The organism is Variovorax paradoxus (assembly GCF_030815855.1).
Taxonomy (GTDB): domain Bacteria; phylum Pseudomonadota; class Gammaproteobacteria; order Burkholderiales; family Burkholderiaceae_C; genus Variovorax; species Variovorax paradoxus_M.
Genome location: NZ_JAUSXG010000001.1, coordinates 3,954,991 through 3,972,256, shown reverse-complemented (window position 1 = coordinate 3,972,256; position 17,266 = coordinate 3,954,991). Strand labels below are relative to the sequence as shown.

At 68.0% G+C, this 17,266-nt stretch carries 15 protein-coding genes and 1 pseudogene; 13 read left to right on the top strand and 3 right to left on the bottom strand.

Features of this window, described 5'->3' with window-relative positions:
* Positions 1-63: 63 nt before the first annotated feature.
* Together recJ and QFZ42_RS19110 are read right to left on the bottom strand one after the other, a co-directional pair.
* Positions 64-1,785: a single-stranded-DNA-specific exonuclease RecJ gene (recJ, locus tag QFZ42_RS19115; RefSeq protein WP_307702470.1), complete on the bottom strand. Its 1,722-nt coding sequence runs from the start codon at positions 1,783-1,785 to the stop codon at positions 64-66.
* A complete protein-coding gene (locus QFZ42_RS19110) occupies positions 1,782-2,750 on the bottom strand; it encodes a hypothetical protein (protein WP_307702469.1) in 969 nt (322 codons plus the stop codon). Before QFZ42_RS19110 ends, recJ begins: the two co-directional genes overlap by 4 nt.
* An 88-nt stretch (positions 2,751-2,838) precedes the next feature.
* Between QFZ42_RS19110 and QFZ42_RS19105 the strand changes: the two genes are divergently transcribed.
* The 3 genes from QFZ42_RS19105 to QFZ42_RS19095 all read left to right on the top strand — a co-directional run bounded on the left by QFZ42_RS19105 (position 2,839) and on the right by QFZ42_RS19095 (position 5,483).
* Positions 2,839-4,095 (top strand): lipoprotein-releasing ABC transporter permease subunit, encoded by a 1,257-nt coding sequence (locus QFZ42_RS19105; protein ID WP_307702468.1) that lies wholly within the window; start codon positions 2,839-2,841, stop codon positions 4,093-4,095.
* Entirely contained in the window at positions 4,088-4,795 is a 708-nt protein-coding gene (lolD, locus tag QFZ42_RS19100) for a lipoprotein-releasing ABC transporter ATP-binding protein LolD (RefSeq protein ID WP_307702467.1), read from the top strand. The genes QFZ42_RS19105 and lolD overlap by 8 nt, the downstream gene beginning before the upstream one ends.
* Before the next feature lie 94 nt (positions 4,796-4,889).
* Positions 4,890-5,483, top strand: a complete 594-nt coding sequence (locus tag QFZ42_RS19095) for an ATP-dependent Clp protease proteolytic subunit (protein ID WP_307702466.1) — start codon at positions 4,890-4,892, stop codon at positions 5,481-5,483.
* An 8-nt stretch (positions 5,484-5,491) separates the two neighbouring features.
* Here the strand turns inward: QFZ42_RS19095 and QFZ42_RS19090 are convergent, their stop codons facing one another.
* A complete protein-coding gene (locus QFZ42_RS19090) occupies positions 5,492-5,878 on the bottom strand; it encodes a RidA family protein (protein WP_307702465.1) in 387 nt (128 codons plus the stop codon).
* Positions 5,879-6,064: 186 nt separating this feature from the next.
* Here QFZ42_RS19090 and QFZ42_RS19085 point away from each other — a divergent pair, with 186 nt between their 5' ends.
* The 10 genes and pseudogenes from QFZ42_RS19085 to QFZ42_RS19040 all read left to right on the top strand — a co-directional run bounded on the left by QFZ42_RS19085 (position 6,065) and on the right by QFZ42_RS19040 (position 17,247).
* Entirely contained in the window at positions 6,065-7,639 is a 1,575-nt protein-coding gene (locus QFZ42_RS19085) for an ABC transporter substrate-binding protein (protein ID WP_307702464.1), read from the top strand.
* 19 nt (positions 7,640-7,658) lie between these two features.
* Positions 7,659-8,915: a lactonase family protein gene (locus tag QFZ42_RS19080; protein ID WP_307702463.1), complete on the top strand. Its 1,257-nt coding sequence runs from the start codon at positions 7,659-7,661 to the stop codon at positions 8,913-8,915.
* Positions 8,915-9,868 (top strand): ABC transporter permease, encoded by a 954-nt coding sequence (locus tag QFZ42_RS19075; protein ID WP_307702462.1) that lies wholly within the window; start codon positions 8,915-8,917, stop codon positions 9,866-9,868. Before QFZ42_RS19080 ends, QFZ42_RS19075 begins: the two co-directional genes overlap by 1 nt.
* Before the next feature lie 12 nt (positions 9,869-9,880).
* Positions 9,881-10,720: an ABC transporter permease gene (locus tag QFZ42_RS19070; protein ID WP_307702461.1), complete on the top strand. Its 840-nt coding sequence runs from the start codon at positions 9,881-9,883 to the stop codon at positions 10,718-10,720.
* Positions 10,720-11,757 carry an ABC transporter ATP-binding protein gene (locus QFZ42_RS19065; protein WP_307702460.1) on the top strand — a complete coding sequence of 346 codons (1,038 nt, stop codon included), beginning with the start codon at positions 10,720-10,722 and terminating at the stop codon, positions 11,755-11,757. Before QFZ42_RS19070 ends, QFZ42_RS19065 begins: the two co-directional genes overlap by 1 nt.
* Positions 11,758-11,914: 157 nt before the next feature.
* Positions 11,915-12,892 (top strand): ABC transporter ATP-binding protein, encoded by a 978-nt coding sequence (locus QFZ42_RS19060; RefSeq protein WP_307702459.1) that lies wholly within the window; start codon positions 11,915-11,917, stop codon positions 12,890-12,892.
* Positions 12,893-12,894: 2 nt separating this feature from the next.
* Positions 12,895-14,205 (top strand): amino acid deaminase, encoded by a 1,311-nt coding sequence (locus QFZ42_RS19055; protein WP_307704267.1) that lies wholly within the window; start codon positions 12,895-12,897, stop codon positions 14,203-14,205.
* A 13-nt stretch (positions 14,206-14,218) separates the two neighbouring features.
* The gene (locus tag QFZ42_RS19050) at positions 14,219-15,130 is read left to right on the top strand and encodes a MurR/RpiR family transcriptional regulator (RefSeq protein ID WP_307702458.1); all 912 of its coding nucleotides are present in this window, start codon (positions 14,219-14,221) and stop codon (positions 15,128-15,130) included.
* A pseudogene (locus tag QFZ42_RS19045) lies at positions 15,127-16,603 on the top strand (N-acyl-D-amino-acid deacylase family protein). The gene QFZ42_RS19050 and the pseudogene QFZ42_RS19045 overlap by 4 nt, the downstream one beginning before the upstream one ends.
* Before the next feature lie 35 nt (positions 16,604-16,638).
* Entirely contained in the window at positions 16,639-17,247 is a 609-nt protein-coding gene (locus QFZ42_RS19040; protein WP_307702457.1) for a flavin reductase family protein, read from the top strand.
* The last annotated feature ends 19 nt before the right edge of the window (positions 17,248-17,266 follow it).

Here is a 17,266-nt window from a genome sequence, read left to right as displayed (position 1 = left end):
CCCCGCCCGCGTAGGAATCGGTCGCGACCGCATGCCCGCCGTGTCGCGCGCGAGCCAGGAGCGTTAGATCTCCGCGCCCTCGACCAGGAAGCGCACGCGCCGCACCCCCTGCCATTCGTCGGCATCGAGCCTGAAGGCGAGCTTCACGCGCGCAGGCAACGGCTCGGTGTGGCCGAACCAGATGCCGTCGACCGGCTGCCCCTGGTGCCGCAGCTTGAGCGCCAGGTGCTTCTCGCCCACGAGGCGCTGCGACACCACTTCGACTTCCTCGCTGAAGGTGGGCGGCGCGAAGCCCTGGCCCCACACTTCGCGGTGCAGCGTGTCGACCAGGTCGATGCGCATGTACTCGCGCGCGATCGGGCCATCCGTTTCGATCTGGCGCGTGAGCGCGGACGCAGCCAGCCACTCGTGCGCTACTTCGGCCAGCGCGCGCTCGAACACCTCGAACTTCTCGCGCGCCACGGTGCAGCCGGCGGCCATGGCATGGCCGCCGAAGCGCAGCAGCACGCCCGGGTGCCGCTTGGCCACGAGGTCGAGCGCATCGCGCAGGTGAAAGCCCGGAATCGACCGGCCCGAGCCCTTGAGCTCGTGCTCCTTGCCGGGCGCGCCGCTGGCGGCAAAGACGAAGGTCGGGCGGTGGAAGCGGTCCTTGATGCGCGAGGCCACGATGCCGACCACGCCTTCGTGGAAGTCGGCATCGAACACGCTGATGGCCGCGGGTGGTGCCTCGCTGCCGTCGGCCGCGGGGCCGAACAGCGACTCGGCCAGCAGCAGCGCCTGGTCGCGCATGCCGCCCTCGATGTCGCGGCGCTCGCGGTTGATGCCGTCGAGCGTGCGTGCGAGCTCGTCGGCGCGGCCTGCGTCGTCGGTCAGCAGGCATTCGATGCCCAGTGTCATGTCGGCGAGCCGGCCGGCGGCGTTGATGCGCGGGCCGAGCGCAAAGCCGAAGTCGAAGGTGGTGGCCACCGCGGCGTTCCGTCCGGCCGCCTTGAACAGCGCCGCAATGCCCGCCGGCAGTGCGCCGGCGCGGATGCGCCGCAGGCCCTGCGCGACGAGGCGGCGGTTGTTGGCGTCGAGCTTCACCACGTCGGCCACCGTGCCGAGCGCGACCAGCGGGAGCAGCGTGTCGAGCTTCGGCTGCGTGGCCGCGGCGAAGACGCCACGTTCGCGCAATTCGGAGCGCAGCGCCAGCAGCACGTAGAACATCACGCCGACGCCGGCGATGCTCTTGCTCTCGAAGCCGCAGCCGGGCTGGTTGGGGTTCACGAGCACGTCGGCCGCCGGCAGTTCGGGGCCGGGGAGGTGGTGGTCGGTCACCAGCACCTGCAGGCCGCGCGCCTTGGCGGCGGCCACGCCCTCGACGCTGGCGATGCCGTTGTCGACGGTGATCAGCATGTCGGCGCCGCTGTCGGCCACGCGCTCGGCAATCGGCGGCGTGAGGCCGTAGCCGTCCACCACGCGGTCGGGCACCAGGTAGCTCACGTTTTTTGCGCCGAGCAGGCGCAGGCCGCGTACCGCGACCGCGCAGGCGGTGGCGCCGTCGCAGTCGTAGTCGGCCACGATGCACAGGCGCTTGTCCTGCGCCATCGCATCGGCCAGCAGCACCGCCGCTTCGCGCGTGCCGTGCAGCGTGCCCGGCAGCAGCAGGCGCGCCAGGCCATCGTCGAGCTCGTCCTTGGCCAGCACGCCGCGCGCGGCGAACAGGCGGGCCAGCAGCGGATGCACGCCGGCCTGCTCGAGTGCCCAGACCGAGCGGGGCGGAATTTCTCTCGCAATGATCTTCACAGGGCCTCCAGCACGCTGGCGGCGCGCGGCCGGTCGAACAGGCTCCGGGCCCAGCTCATGAGCCCGCGCTGCTGCACCGCATAGCGCTGCGCTGCGCGGTCGCCGCACAGCGTGAGCGTGATGTCGGCACCGGCGGTGTAGTCGGCCAGCAGTCCCGCGATGGCGCCTGTGTCCAGCGCCTGCCAGGCTTCGGCCCAGGCCGCGCCATCGTCGCGCAGCGCGGCCACGCGCAGCGCATCGCTCACGGTCGGTGCGGTCGTGTCGGCCAAAGGAACGCCGGCCTGCAGCGCGCCCGTGCCGCTGAGCCAGAAAGAGTTGATCGGCGGTACGCCGCGCGCGGCGCGGTCGTCGTTCACGCGCTGGGTGTAGAGCAGCATCTGCATTTCATTCTGAAGGCGGCGCAGCGGCCGCGCGGCTTCGGCCAATGGCGACCATTGCGAAATCGGATGGCCCACCGCGCGGTCGATCGACGCTGTTGCCAGGCCGTTGAAGATGGGCGCGCGCGCCAGCCAGCGGCCCGGCGTCCGCGAGGGGTGCAGCGCAATGCCGTCTTCCTCGAAGAAAGGGTGGGCGGCGGCGAGCAGCGCGGCCGATTCGGCGGCGTCGATCTCGATGGCGGCCGGGTCTCCCAGCACCACGTCGTCGATGCCCACCTGCCAGTTGCACAGCGCCACCAGGCCCCAGCCTTCGCGGTCGCCGGGCTCGGCGATGCCGATCTGCCTTGCTTCGAGCGCGGCCCAGGGAATGCAGCCGTCGGGTGCGGAAACACCGAGCGCTTTTGCCAGCGCCCGTTCGTGGGGCGGTGAGCGCGTGCTTTCGTCCTGCATATCGGTCTCCACGAGCGAGAGCCGGGAGAGCAGGGACTCGAGGCTGGGCAGCCGAAGCGAGGGCAGGGCCGCGCGGCATGCAGGGGAACCGCGGCCGGCAAAGGGAATCAACAGATGACGTGGGAGAGGTTCGGCCATTTCCCTATTGTCCGGGAATGCCACAATCCCGAGGATGCAACGCCCCGAAGCGCCCTTGGCGCCGGAAGCGCGTTAAACAACTGAAAATATGCGACTTCCTTATGAACTGCAGCTCGGCTGGCGCTATACGCGCGCTGGACGGGCGACGCGGCGCAACGGCTTCATCTCTTTCATTTCCGGCGTGTCGATGCTTGGCATCGCATTGGGGGTGGCGGCGCTGATCATCGTGCTCAGCGTGATGAACGGCTTCCAGAAAGAGGTGCGCGACCGCATGCTCGGCGTGGTGTCGCACATCGAGATCCTTTCGCGCGACGGCCAGGCCCTGCCCGACATCGATGCCATCACCGCGGCCGCACGCAAGAACCCCGAGGTGATCGGCGCCGCGCCCTTCATTGCCACGCAGGCGCTCATTGCGCGCGGCGAGGACATGAAGGGCACGCTGGTGCGCGGCATCGTGCCCAAGCTCGAACCCGAGGTCACCGACATTGCCACCACCGCGCAGAAGGGCACGCTCGACAAGCTGGTGCCGGGCCAGTTCGGCATCGTGCTCGGCGGCGAGCTGGCGCGATCGCTCTTCGTGCAGCCGGGCGACCAGGTCACGCTGGTGGCGCCCGGCGGCCAGGTCACGCCCGCGGGCGTGGTGCCGCGGCTCAAGCAGTTCACCGTGGTGGGCACTTTCGATTCGGGCCACTACGAGTACGACTCGGCACTGGCCATGATTCACGCGGAAGACGCGCAGCGCGTGTTCCGGCTCGACGGGCCCACCGGCATCCGCATCAAGCTCAAGGACCTGAACGAGGCACGCGACGTGGCCGACCAGATGGCCGTCACGCTCCCGGGCCAGTTCCTGATCCGCGACTGGACGCGCCAGAACAAGACTTGGTTCGCGGCCGTGCAGGTCGAGAAACGCATGATGTTCATCATCCTCACGCTCATTGTGGCGGTGGCCGCTTTCAACCTGGTGTCCACGCTGGTCATGACCGTGACCGACAAGCGCGCGGACATCGCCATCCTGCGCACGCTGGGCAGTTCGCCGCGCAGCATCATGGGCATTTTCGTGGTGCAGGGAGCCATGGTCGGCGTGATCGGCACCGTGGCCGGGTTGCTTCTGGGGCTGGGCATTGCCTACAACATCGACGTGATCGTGCCGGCGCTCGAGCAGCTCTTTCACGCGAGCTTCCTGCCGAAAGACATCTACCTGATCAGCAAGATGCCGAGCGATCCGCAGCGCAGCGACATCATGCCGATCGCGATCATTTCCCTTGTCCTGGCCTTCCTGGCCACGCTGTATCCGAGCTGGCGCGCGAGCCGCGTCAACCCCGCCGAGGCCCTGCGCTATGAGTGAACAACAAGATACCGCCACGCCCGGCAACGGCGTGGTGCTGAAGGCGCGCGGCCTCACCAAGCGTTTTCACGAAGGGCGCATCGACCTCACTGTGCTGCACGGCGTCGACCTCGATGTGCGCGCCGGAGAAACGCTGGCCATCGTCGGCGCCTCGGGCTCTGGCAAGAGCACGCTGCTGCACCTGATGGGCGGGCTCGATGCGCCCACCTCGGGCAAGGTCGAACTGCTCGGCAAGGACATCGCGCACGCCGATGCGGCCGAGCAGGGGCGGCTGCGCAATCAGCACCTGGGCTTCGTCTACCAGTTTCACCACCTGCTGCCGGAGTTCAGCGCGCTCGACAACGTGGCGATGCCGCTCAAGATCCGGCGCACCGAACCCGCGCAGGCTGCGGCCGCGGCCACCAGAATTCTCGAAAGCGTGGGCTTGGGCGGCCGCCTGCACCACCGGCCGGCCGAACTCTCGGGCGGCGAGCGCCAGCGCGTGGCCATTGCGCGTGCGCTGGTCACGCAACCGGCCTGCGTGCTGGCCGACGAGCCCACGGGCAACCTCGACCGCAACACGGCCGACACGGTGTTCGCGCTGATGATCGAGCTTGCGCACAAGCACCGCACGGCCTTCGTGATGGTCACGCACGACCAGGAGCTTGCAAAGCGCTGCGACCGCGTGCTGCAGCTCGTGGCAGGGCGGCTGGCGGGCTGAGTTTCCGGTGCCGCTTGCCACGGCCCATGGAATGTCGCGAAACTGTTCGCCTGTCCGGCAAGATGCCGTTCAATCACAGGAGTGCTTCTTCATCATGGAAACCGACGACGACACCACGCCCGCCGCCACCGCGGAGCCGCGCAATTCCTACCTGGAAGAAAAAGCCTTCAAGTCGCGCACGCTGCTGATCTTCGGCAGCATCACCGACTCGGTGGCCGCCGACGTGACGCGCAGGCTCATCGCGCTCGACGCCGACAGCCCGGAGAAGCCCATCGACATCCTCGTGAGCTCGCCCGGCGGCCACCTGGAGTCGGGCGACGCCATTCACGACATCGTGCGCTTCATTTCCGCGCCGGTGAACATGATCGGCACCGGGTGGGTGGGCAGCGCCGCCACGCACCTCTACCTGGCAGTGCCGCGCGAGCGGCGCGTGTGCCTGCCGAACACGCGATTCCTGATCCACCAGCCCAGCGGCGGCGCGGGCGGCCAAGCGACCGACATCGCGATCCAGGCGCAGGAAATCATCAAGGCCCGGCAGCGCATCGCGCACGAAATTGCGCGCGAAACGGGCAAGCCCATCGACGTGGTGCTGACCGACATCGAACGCGACCGCTGGCTCTCGGCTGCGGAAGCGGTCGAATACGGGCTCGTCTCGCGGATCATCCAGCGCAAGACCGAGCTGCTGTAGCAACCGATTTACTTGGGCTTGTAGGCCACGACGTCGATCTCGACCTTGGCGTCGACCATCAGGCGCGCCTCGGTGGTCGAACGCGCCGGCTTGTTTTCACCGAAGTAGCCCATGTAGATGCGGTTGAACGCACCAAAGTCGCGCGCGTCCTGCAGCCAGACGGTGCTCTTGCACACGTCGTCGAGCGTGGCGCCGGCCAGCGCGAGCACCTTCTTCAGGTTTTCCATCACCTGGCGCGTCTGCGCCTCGATGCCGCCCACCACGATCTCGCCCTCGGCATTGGCGGGCACCTGGCCCGACACATAGATGAAATCGCCTGCGCGCACGGCCGGGGAAAACGGGCGAGCCTGACGGTCCGAGGCGATGGGCGGGGCGCCGAGGTATTCGAGCGGCATGGGGAAACTCCTGAAGTGAAAAAGAAGAAAAAGAGGATCGCAAGTATCGATCCAATCTGAAAATTAGTTTCAGAAAATTCTTAAAACAAGGGTTAACACGGATGATTTGGCATGGATACTGCTTCAAAGTCCGGGCCGAAAAGAAAATTTCTTTCACAACCTGCCCGCCCCATGAAGGAGTTCCCCATGCCTCACGCCGGTCTTGTCCAGCGCCTGCCGCACCTGTCGACGCGCAGCCTGCTGGGTGCTTCCCTGCTCGCACTGCTGTGCGCCGCGCTGCCCCATCAGCCGGCCCAAGCCCAAGGCCCGCGCAACTTCGCCACGCTGGCGATGGTGGCCGAGCCGCAGACGCTCGATCCCATGGCATCGACCGCCGACCTGGTCGGAACCATCATGCAGCACGTGTACGAAACGCTCTACACCTTCGACGCCAAGTGGAACGTGGTGCCCATGCTGGCCGAGACGATGCCGAAGATCTCCGCCGACGGCAAGACCTACGCCATCACCCTGCGCAAGGGCGTGATGCTGCACAACGGCCGCGAACTCACGGCCGACGACGTGGTGGCCAGCCTGCAGCGCTGGATGGACCAGTCGCCGCGCGGCAAGGCCGTGGGCAAGGAGATCGAGAGCCTCAAGGCCAAGGGCCCGCTGGGCGTGGAAATCGTGCTGAAGGCGCCGTATGCGCCGCTGCTCTCGCAGCTTGCGCTGCCCAGCGGCATGGCGGCCATCATGGCCAAGGACTCCATCGCCTCGCCGTTGAAGGATTTCGTCGGCACCGGCCCCTACAAATTCAAGGAGCGCCGCCCCGACCAGTTCGTGCTGCTCACGCGCTTCGACAAGTACACGGCGCGCAAGGAGCTGGCAAGCGGCTACGGCGGCAAGCGCGAGGCGGCCATCGAAGAGCTGCGCTTCGTGCCCGTGCCCAACGCCAGCACGCGGGTCGAAGGCGCCCTGGCCGGCCAGTACGACTTTGCCGACCTGCTGCCGGTGGAAGCCCTGCCGCGCCTGGAGAAGGCGGGCGGCAAGACCGTCCCGATCATGACGCCGTCGTTCGGTTTTCCGTACCTCGTGCTCAACACCAAGGAAGGCGTGGCCGCCAACCAGGCCCTGCGCCAGGCGATCCAGTCGGCGCTCGGCGAAGGCGAGATGCTCGCGGCCGGTTTCGGCGACACGCGCTTCTTCGTGGCCGAAGGCAACCACTTCCCCAAGGGATCGCCTTTCTATTCGACCGCCGGCACCACGCTCTACAACGAGCGCAACGCATCCAAGGCCAAGGAGGCCGCGGCCAAGGCAGGCTACAAGGGCGAGCCGATCCGCGTGCTCACCAGCCGCCAGTACGACTTTCACTACAACATGTCGCTGCTGATGGCCGAGCAGCTCAAGCGCGCCGGCTTCAAGGTCGACCTGAACGTGGTCGACTGGGCGACGCTGGTGCAGCGCCGCAACGACCCCAAGCTGTGGGACATCTACGTCACGCACTCGGGCCAGTTCCCCGAGCCGATGCTTTCGCCGCCGCAGCTGGGCGACGGCGCACCCGGCTGGTGGGATTCGCCCGCCAAGAAGGCGGCATTGCAGGCCTTCAATGTCGAGAGCGACCCGGCCAAGCGCGGCGCGCTGTGGGGCAAGGTGCAGCAGGTGGTCTACGAAGAGGTACCGTACATCAACGTCGGCAAGTTCAACGGCCTCTCGGCCAAGAGCCCGGCGCTGGACAACTACCAGCCCGCGACCTGGCCGTTCTTCTGGAACGCGAAGATCAAGTAACGCGGGAAGGAACAACGCCATGCCATCGCGTCGCCAACTTCTGCAAGCCAGCGCACTGGCCTCCGGCCTCGGAGCCCTCGGCCTCTCGGCTTCTTCCGTGCAAGCCGCCACATCCGGTCCTGTGTACGCCTACGTCGGTACCTACACCGATGGCGGCAAGCCGTGGCGCGGCGGACGCGGCCTCGGCGTGCACCAGTTCGTGGTGGACGGCGCAACCGGTGCGCTCAAGCCCATTCCCGGCGCACCGCCTGCCGTGGCGAGCACCGGAGACGACGCCAAGCTGCGCAACCCCGCATCGCTCGCGCGCCATCCGACGCTGCCGCTGCTCTACGCCGCCAACGAATTCGAGGCCGGCTCGGTGTCGGCCTTCCGCATCGGCGCGAACGGCGCGCTGTCGTTCGTGGCCGAGATGGCCTGCGGCGGCAAGGACCCGGCGCACATCAGCGTGCATCCCGATGGCCGCTTCCTGTTCACGGCCAACTACGCGAGCGGTGACGTCAGCGTGATCGCGCTGCGCGCCGATCGCGGCTTCGAAACAGACCGCGCGGCGGTCGTCTACAAGGATGCGGCCGCTTGCGGCGCGGCGCCCTGCAAGCCCGGCGCCGACGCGGTGCCGGCCGCGGCCCGTTCGCACGAAGGCTTTGCCACCAGCGACCACGACGGCCCGCATGCGCACATGGTGCACAGCGATCCCGGAGGCAACTTCGTGCTGGTGGCGGACCTCGGCCTGGACCGCGTGATCTCATACCGCTTCGACCGTGCGACCGGCGTGCTGAGCCAGCCCAGCACCGTCGCCGTTTCCGAAAGCTCGGGCGCGCGCCACTTCGTTTTTCACCTGAACGGCAAGTGGCTCTACCTCGTGAACGAAGAGGCCTCGACCATCGCCTTCATGCGCTATGACGCCGGCACGGGCGTGCTCACGCCGGTGAGCGAAACCTCGGCGCTGCCGAAGGGCTTCAAGGGCACCAGCTATGCATCGGGCATCCGCATGCTGCCGGACGGCCAGCACTTCGTGTCGCTGAACCGCCTGCACGATTCGATCTCGCTGTTCAAGATCGATGCCCGCACCGGCGCCCCCACGCTCGTGCGCGAAGAGTGGTCGCGCGGCAACTACCCGCGCAGCTGCACGCTCGACCCGAGCGGCCGATTCCTCTATGTGTGCCACAACAAGCAGGGCGACAACGTGACGGTGTTCCGCGTGCAGAAGGGCGACATCAAGTTCACCGGCCAGTACGTGGCGGTGGGCAGCGCGGCCGCCATCGAGTTTTCCGCGTGATGAAGAAGTCTTCGCTTCGCTACATCGCCTCGCGCGCGGCCGGCATGCTCGTCGTGCTCGCCATCGTGGCGGTGCTCGTCTTCGTGCTCACGCGCGCGGCCTCGGGCGACCCGGTCTCGGTGCTGCTGGGTGACCAGGCCACCGCGGCCGACATCGCCCGCGTGCAGAAAGAGTACGGCCTGGACAAGCCACTGCCCGTGCAGTTCGGCTACTGGCTGCGCGAAGTGTTGCAGGGCAACCTCGGCACCTCGATCTTCCTGCAGCGGCCGGTGACGCAGGCGCTGTGGGAGCGCGCCGAGCCCACCACGCTGCTCGCGCTGATGGCGGTGGCCATCGCCGCGCTGATCGGTGTGCCCTGCGGCATCGTTTCGGCCGTGTTCCGCGGACGGGTGGTCGACCAACTGTTCACCGGCGTGGCGATGCTGGGCGCGAGCATTCCGAGCTTCTGGCTGGGCATCGTGCTGATCCAGGTCTTTGCGGTGTCGTTCGGCTGGTTCCCGGTGTCGGGCTACGGCGCGCCCGATGCGGCACTGGCCGAGCGGCTGCATTCGCTGGTGCTGCCGGCCACGGTGCTGGGCTTGTTGAATTCAGCGCTCATCATCCGCTTCACCCGCGCCTCGATGCTCGACGTGCTCGGCGAAGACTATGTGCGCACCGCGCGCTCCAAGGGTTTGAGCGAAAGCACTGTCGTGCTCAAGCATGCGCTGCGCAATGCGCTGGTGCCCATCGTCACGGTGATCGGCCTCACGGTCGCGCTGATGATCGGCGGCGCCGTCATCACCGAAACCGTGTTCGGCCTGCCGGGCGTCGGCAATCTCGTGGTGAGTGCGGTCCTGCGGCGCGACTATCCGGTGATCCAGGGTGCGCTGCTGGTGATCGCCGCGATCTACGTGCTGATCAATTTCTCCATCGACCTGCTGTACGCCGTCGTCGATCCGCGCGTGAAGGTCTGAGGGAAGAACAAAATGCAGATGCCCCGAATGCTCCGCCAGCTGATGCACCGGCGCATCGTGATGGTCTCCGCGATGGTGCTGCTGGTGATCGCGGTGCTCGCCATCGGCGCGCCGCTGTTCGCCTCCATCGATCCCAACGACACCGCCGTGCTGCAGCGCTTGAAGGGTCCGAGCGCCGAGCACCTGCTGGGCACCGACGAGCTCGGCCGGGACATGTACTCGCGCATCGTGCACGGTGCGCGCTACTCGCTGGCCATCGCGGCGCTCACTGCGCTCGGTTCGGTCGTCGCCGGTACCGTGCTCGGCCTGATGGCCGGCTTCTTCCGCCGGCTCGACACGCCGCTGATGCGCGTGGTCGACGCGATGATGTCCTTCCCCGACATCCTGCTGGCCATCGCGCTGGTGGCGATCCTAGGGCCATCGCTCGTCAACACCGTGCTCGCATTGGTGCTGGTCTACACGCCGCGTGTGGCGCGGGTGGTGCGGGCATCGACACTGGTGGTGCGCGAGCTGCTGTTCGTCGAGGCGGTGCGGGCATTGGGCGTGCGCACTTCGCGCATCCTGTGGCGCCACATCCTGCCGAACCTGATGTCGCCGATCCTCGTGCAGGTGTCGTTCATCTTCGCCTACGCCATCCTGGCCGAGGCGGGCCTCTCGTTCCTCGGCGTCGGCGTGCCGCCCGAAATTCCCACCTGGGGCACCATGGTGGCGGGCAGCCAGCAGTACGCGCACCAGGCCTTCTGGGTGGTGCTGTTCCCGGGGCTCGCCATCATCTTCACCGCGCTTTCGCTGCAACTGCTGGGCGATGGCGTGCGCGACCTGCTGGACCCCAAGCTGAAGAAGACCGCGTGATGACGAACGCCACGAACACCCCACGCCTCACGGTCAACAACCTGAGCACCAGCTTTCCCACCGAGGACGGCCTGATCCGTTCGGTGGCCGATGTGAGCTTCTCGATCCAGCCCGGCAAGACGACCGCGCTGGTCGGCGAATCGGGCTCGGGCAAGTCGGTCACCAGCCTCACGCTGATGCGCCTGTTGCCCAAGACCGCGAATGCGCAGGTCAGCGGCTCGGCCTCTTTCGTCACCCGGGAAGGCAAGGTGCTCGACCTGCTGCAGATCGGCGAACGCGAGATGCGCAGCTTGCGCGGCAACCAGCTGTCGATGATCTTCCAGGAGCCGATGACCAGCCTGAACCCGGTCTTCACCATCGGCGAGCAGATTGCCGAAAGCGTGCGGCTGCACAAGGGGCTGGACCGCAAGGCGGCCATGGCCCACGCGCTGCGCATGCTGGAGCTGGTCGAGATTCCGGCGGCGGCGCAACGGATCCACGAGTACCCGCACCAACTCTCGGGCGGCATGCGCCAACGCGTGATGATCGCGCTGGCCATGGCCTGCGACCCGACGCTCCTGATTGCGGACGAGCCCACCACGGCGCTCGATGTGACCATCCAGGCGCAGATTCTCGAGCTCATGCGCCGGCTGCAGGCCGAGACCGGCATGAGCATCCTCTTCATCACGCACAACCTCGGCGTGGTCGCGCACCATGCAGACGATGTGGTGGTGCTCTATGCGGGCCGCGTGGTCGAGAGCGCGCCGGTGCGGCCGCTGTTCGCGCAGCCCGAACATCCGTACACGCAGGGCCTGCTGGCCTGCCTGCCGGGCAAAGCGCGCCTGCCGGGGCAGCCCAAGCCCAAGCGGCTGTTCGCGATTCGCGGGCAGGTGTCGAGCCCGCTTGCGCCGCCGCCCGGTTGCGCCTTCGAGCCGCGCTGTGACCACGCACTGCCGGCTTGCAGGGAAGAGATTCCGCCGTTGATCGATATCCGCCAAGACCGCCAGGCGCGCTGCATTCGCGTGCAGCCGGACGCCCGACTCGCGAGGGTCGCATGAGACGCCCGCTGCTGCCCCTGTCTTGCTCCCTCCCCTTCCGGGGGAGGGCTGGGGTGGGGGCACGCGGCCATTCCATCTTCGCGACGGTCTCCACCGCCCAGAGCCCCCACCCCAACCCTCCCCCGGAAGGGGAGGGAGCCAATCCCCCATCCCCACGATGACCACCGCCGCCCCTCTCATCGAAGTCCGCGGACTCAAGAAATACTTCGGCAGCAGCGACCGCCCGGTGCGCGCGGTCGACGATGTGTCGTTTGCCATCCGTCCCGGCGAAACGCTGGGCCTTGTCGGCGAATCGGGCTCGGGCAAGAGCACCATCGGCCGCACCGTGCTGCGGCTGGTCGAACGCACCGAGGGCCAGGTGCTCTACCGCGGCGACGACATCGGCGCGCTCTCGGGCGAGCGCATGCGCAAGCTGCGCAGCAAGCTGCAGATCATTTTCCAGGACCCGTATGCAAGCCTGAATCCGAAGATGCGCATCAGCGCCATCCTCGGCGAGGCGCTGTCCACGCACGGCCTGCACAAGGGCGCCGCCGCGCGCGACAAGCGCATTGCGGAGCTGCTCGAAACCGTGGGCCTGCGCGCCGAGCACGCGAGCCGCTTTCCGCACGAGTTCTCGGGCGGCCAGCGCCAGCGCATCGGTGTGGCACGCGCGCTTGCGGTCGAGCCGGAGTTCATCGTGGCCGACGAGCCGCTCTCGGCGCTGGACGTGTCGATCCAGTCGCAGGTCATCAACCTGCTGGCTGACCTGCGCGAGCGGCTCGGGCTCACCATGCTTTTCATCTCGCACGACCTCGACGTGGTCGAGTACCTGTGCGACCGGGTCGTGGTGCTGTACCTCGGCAAGGTGATGGAAGTGGCCACCACCGATGAGCTGTTTGCGCGGCCCTCGCACCCCTACACCCAGGCGCTGCTGGCCGCGAGTCCGAAGCCCGACCCGACGCTTGCCACCGAACGCATCGCACTCAAGGGCGACATTCCCAGCCCGATCTCGCCGCCTTCGGGTTGCGTGTTCCGCACCCGTTGCCCGCACGCCATCGAAGCCTGCGCGCAGACGGTGCCGCCGCTCGACGAGATTTCTCCCGGACACTACAGCGCTTGCATCCGCAAGGAACTGCTTTCCCACATTGCCGCATGACCATGACCGACACAGCCGCTCTCGCCGACAAGGACTTCAACGACCCGATGCTGGGCAGCAACTTCAAGGGTTACCCGCGCACCCAGCCGCCGCGCCGCCGCAGCGAGGTTGGCGCCGCGGGCTGGAACGTGCTCGCGGGCGACCTGCCGCTGCCGCTGGCCGTGCTCAAGCGCGAGGCACTCGAGCACAACCTGGCCTGGATGCAGTCGCGCGTGCGCGAATGGGGCATCGACCTCGCACCGCACGGCAAGACCACCATGTCGCCGCAGCTCTTCCAGCGCCAGCTGAATGCGGGTGCCTGGGGCCTGACCTTCGCCACGGTGACGCAGCTTGCCGTGGGGGTGGCGGCCGGCGCGCGCCGCACGCTCATCGCCAACCAGGTGGTCAGCGACGAAGACCTGGCCGGCATCCAGCTGCTGCTGCAGGCGCATGCCGACCTGCGCGTGGTGTTCCTCGTCGATTCGCTGGCGCAGCTCGCGCTGGTCGAAGACTGGTCGAAGCGCCATGCCGAGAGCGTGCCGTTCGAGGTGATGCTGGAGATCGGCGTCGAAGGCGCGCGCACCGGCTGCCGCACGCATGAGGAGGCGGTGGCGCTCGCCACGCGCCTGCGTGCCAGCGATGCGGTCAAGCTCGTGGGCATCGAGACCTATGAAGGGCAGGGCGCCACCGGTGCCAGCGAACCCGACACGGCCTACGCCGACACACTGATGGACCGCGTGGAAGCCATTGCGCGCCATTGCGACACACAGCAGCTGTTCGAGGCCGACGAGGTGCTGGTCTCCGCCGGCGGCTCGGCCATCTTCGACCTGGTGGCCGGCCGCCTGAAGCCCGCGCTCGGTTCGCCCGTGCGCGGCCTGCTGCGCTCCGGCTGCTATGTCACGCACGATCACGGCTTCTACAAGCGCATGGTGAGCGCGGTGGACGAGCGGCTGGGCTGCCATTGCGGCGAGAGCCTGCGCCCCGCGATGGAAGTGTGGGCCACGGTGCAGTCGCGTCCCGAGCCCGGCTTGGCGATCCTGGCCGTGGGCAAGCGCGACATCTCCTTCGACCTTTCGATGCCGGTGCCGATCGCGCGTGCCACACGCGGCGTGCTCGAAGCGCAAGGCGTGCCCGAGGGCTGGAAGATCACCGCACTCAATGACCAGCACGCCTACCTGCGCTGGGACGCTTCCGAAGAAGCACAGGCACCCGCGGTCGGCGACCGTGTCGGCCTGGGCATTTCGCACCCCTGCACCACCTTCGACAAATGGCACTGGATGCCGGTGGTCGAAGAGAACTACCGCGTGAGCGACGCCGTCGCCATGCACTTCTGAACCACATCCACCGATGACCCCCTCATTGCTTCAGAAGATCGGCGAAATTCGCAGCAGCGCACCGGCCACGCGCCGCGCGATTCTGGATCTGATCCTCGAAGACCCCGACCGCGCCCTCGAGGAAAGCTTCGAGCAATTGGCCGAGCGCTCGGGCAGCTCGGTGCCCACCATCATGCGCACCTGCCGCGATCTGGGCTTTGCGGGACTGCGCGAGTTCAAGCTCGCGCTCGCGCAAGAGCTCGCGCTGGGCGGCTCGCCGCTGCACCGGCGCGTGAACATCGAGGACGCGGCCGATGAAGTCGTCAGCAAGATCGCGCGCAGCGCGGCGGCTTCGGTCTCGGGCGTGCGCGGGCAGCTCGACATGCAGGTGCTCGACGGTGCCGTGGCCGCCATTGCGGCCGCGCCGCACGTCGACTTGTACGGCGCGGGCGCCACGTCGTGGTTCATGGCCAACGACCTGCAGGCGCGGCTCTTCAGGCTCGGCCTCTCGGCCAACGCCTGGGCCGACTACCACCTGCAGCAGGTGGCGGGTGCGGCGCAGCGTCCGGGCGGCGTGGTCATTGCCATCTCGCACGTGGGCGGCATGCCGTCGCTGCTTGACGCGGTGGACATTGCGCGCGGCCAGGGCGCCAAGGTGGTCGCGCTCACGCGCCCTGGTACGGCGCTCGCGGCCAAGGCCGACTTTCTGCTGGGCCTTTCGGTGCCCGACGATGCCGTGATGCACGTGGGCATCGATGCCTACCTGACGCATCTCACTGCCATCGAGATTCTCACGGTGCTGGTGGCGCAGCGGCGCGGCGAGCCCGCGGTGCAGCGCCTGCAGCGCGCGCGCGAAGCCTTCCAGCGCCACGGCATCGACGCCGCCACGCACCCGCTGCAAAGCTGGGACGGCGGCGGCATCAACACGGGAGGCCGCGCATCGTGAGCGGAGCCAAAGCCATATTGCTCGAGGCGGGATTGGTGGTCGACGGCTCGGGTGGGCCTTCATGGACCGGCGACGTGCTGCTGCAGGGCGATCGAATCGTTGCGCTCGGCGAAGGACTGCGTGAGCGGCTGCCCGAGGGACTCGCGCTGGCCGATATCGACATCGTCGACTGCCGCACCAAGGTGATTGCGCCCGGCTTCATCGACGCGCACACGCACGACGACGCCATCGTGCTTCGCGACCCGCTGTGCCTGCCGAAGGTATCGCAGGGCATCACCACCGTGGTGACCGGCAACTGCGGCATCTCGCTCGCGCCGTACCGCACGCCGCAGTCCAAACCGCCGCTCACGCTGCTGGGCGCAGAGTCGTTCAAGCACGCCACCATGGCCGAGTACCGCGCGGCTGTCGATGCGACGCAGCCCGCACTCAACGTGGCGGCGCTGGTGGGCCACACCACGCTGCGTTTCGCGGCGATGGAGGCGCTCGATCGCCCAGCGAGCAGCGACGAACTGGCGCGCATGGCGGCCCTGCTCGACAGCAGCATGGCCGAAGGTGCGCATGGCATGTCGTCGGGCCTGTTCTATGAAGAAGCGTTTGCCGCACCCGCCGAGGAAGTGACTGCGCTCGCGCGCGTCGTCGCAAGGCACGGCGGCGTCTACGCGACGCATCTGCGCAGTGAAATGCAGCAGATCATCGAGGCGCTGCACGAAGCGGGCGACACCGCCTTCAGCGCCGGCGTGCCGCTCGTCATCTCGCACCACAAGTGCGCCGGCCCCGCCAACTGGGGCCGCACGAAGGAAACGCTGCCGCTGATCGAGGCGCTGGCGGAGCGCCAGCAGATCGCAATGGACGTGTACCCCTACGTGGCCGGCTCCACCGTGCTGCGCGAAGACCTGGTCGACGGCGTCATCGACGTGCTGCTGACCTGGTCCGATCCGCACCCCGAGATGACCGGTCGGCTCATCTCCGACATTGCGCGCGAGTGGGGCACCACCGAGCAGGAGGCCTGCCTGCTTCTCAAGCCCGGCGGCGCCTGCTACTTCCAGATGCAGGAAGAAGACGTGGAGCGCGTCATTGCCCACCCGCTCACCATGATCGGCAGCGACGGCCTGCCGCACCGACCGCCATCCGCATCCGCGCCTGTGGGGCGCATTTCCGCGCGTCTTCGCGCGCTACTGGCGCCAGCGCCGCCTGTTCACGCTGGAGCAGGCCGTGCACAAGATGACCGGCATGACCGCGCGCAACCTGCGGATTGCCGACCGCGGGTTGCTGCGCGTGGACGCCATGGCCGACGTGGTGGTGTTCGACCCCGAAACCATTGCCGACACCGCCACCTATGACAAGCCGCATGGCGTGAGCCTGGGCGTGGAACGCGTGTTCGTGAACGGCGTGCTGGCGTATCGCGGAGGCCAAGGTGCGCCGGCGAGCGTGCTCGCGCGAGCCGGCCGCATGCTCACGCGCGCGAGCGCATAGCAGCCGCCTTGGCGCGCGCCGGTAGGATGCGGTGCATGAACGCCATTCACCGCCGGCCAGTCCCGCTCGCCAAGGCTTACCGCCTGCTCAACCACGGCCCCACCGTGCTCGTGAGTGCCGCCCATGGCGGCCAACGCAACATCATGGCCGCGGCCTGGGCCATGCCACTGGACTTCGACCCGCCCAAGGTGGCCGTGGTACTCGACAAGAGCACCTGGACACGCACGCTGCTCGAGGGCGCCGGCACCTTTGCGCTGCAGGTGCCCTCACGCGCCCAGCTCGACCTGACGGAAGCCCTGGGCAACAGCTCGGGCCGCGAGATCGTCGAACGCGATGGACACGACAAATTCTCGGCCTACGGGCTGCAGACTTTCGCAAGCGAGGCAACCGATGCGCCCCTGCTGGAAGGCTGCGTGGCATGGCTCGAATGCCGGCTGCTGCCAGAGCCGCAAATTCAGCAGCGCTACGACCTGTTCCTGGGCGAGGTGATCGCCGCGCAGGCCGATTCGCGTGTGTTCGCAGAGGGGCGCTGGAACTTCACGGGGCATGACGAACTGCGCACGCTGCACCATGTGGCGGGCGGTCACTTCATCGTCGACGGCGAGGCGGTGGATGCGCGGCCGTTTCCGCCCGTGCAAGCCTAGTTTCCTGAAGGATGGGGCG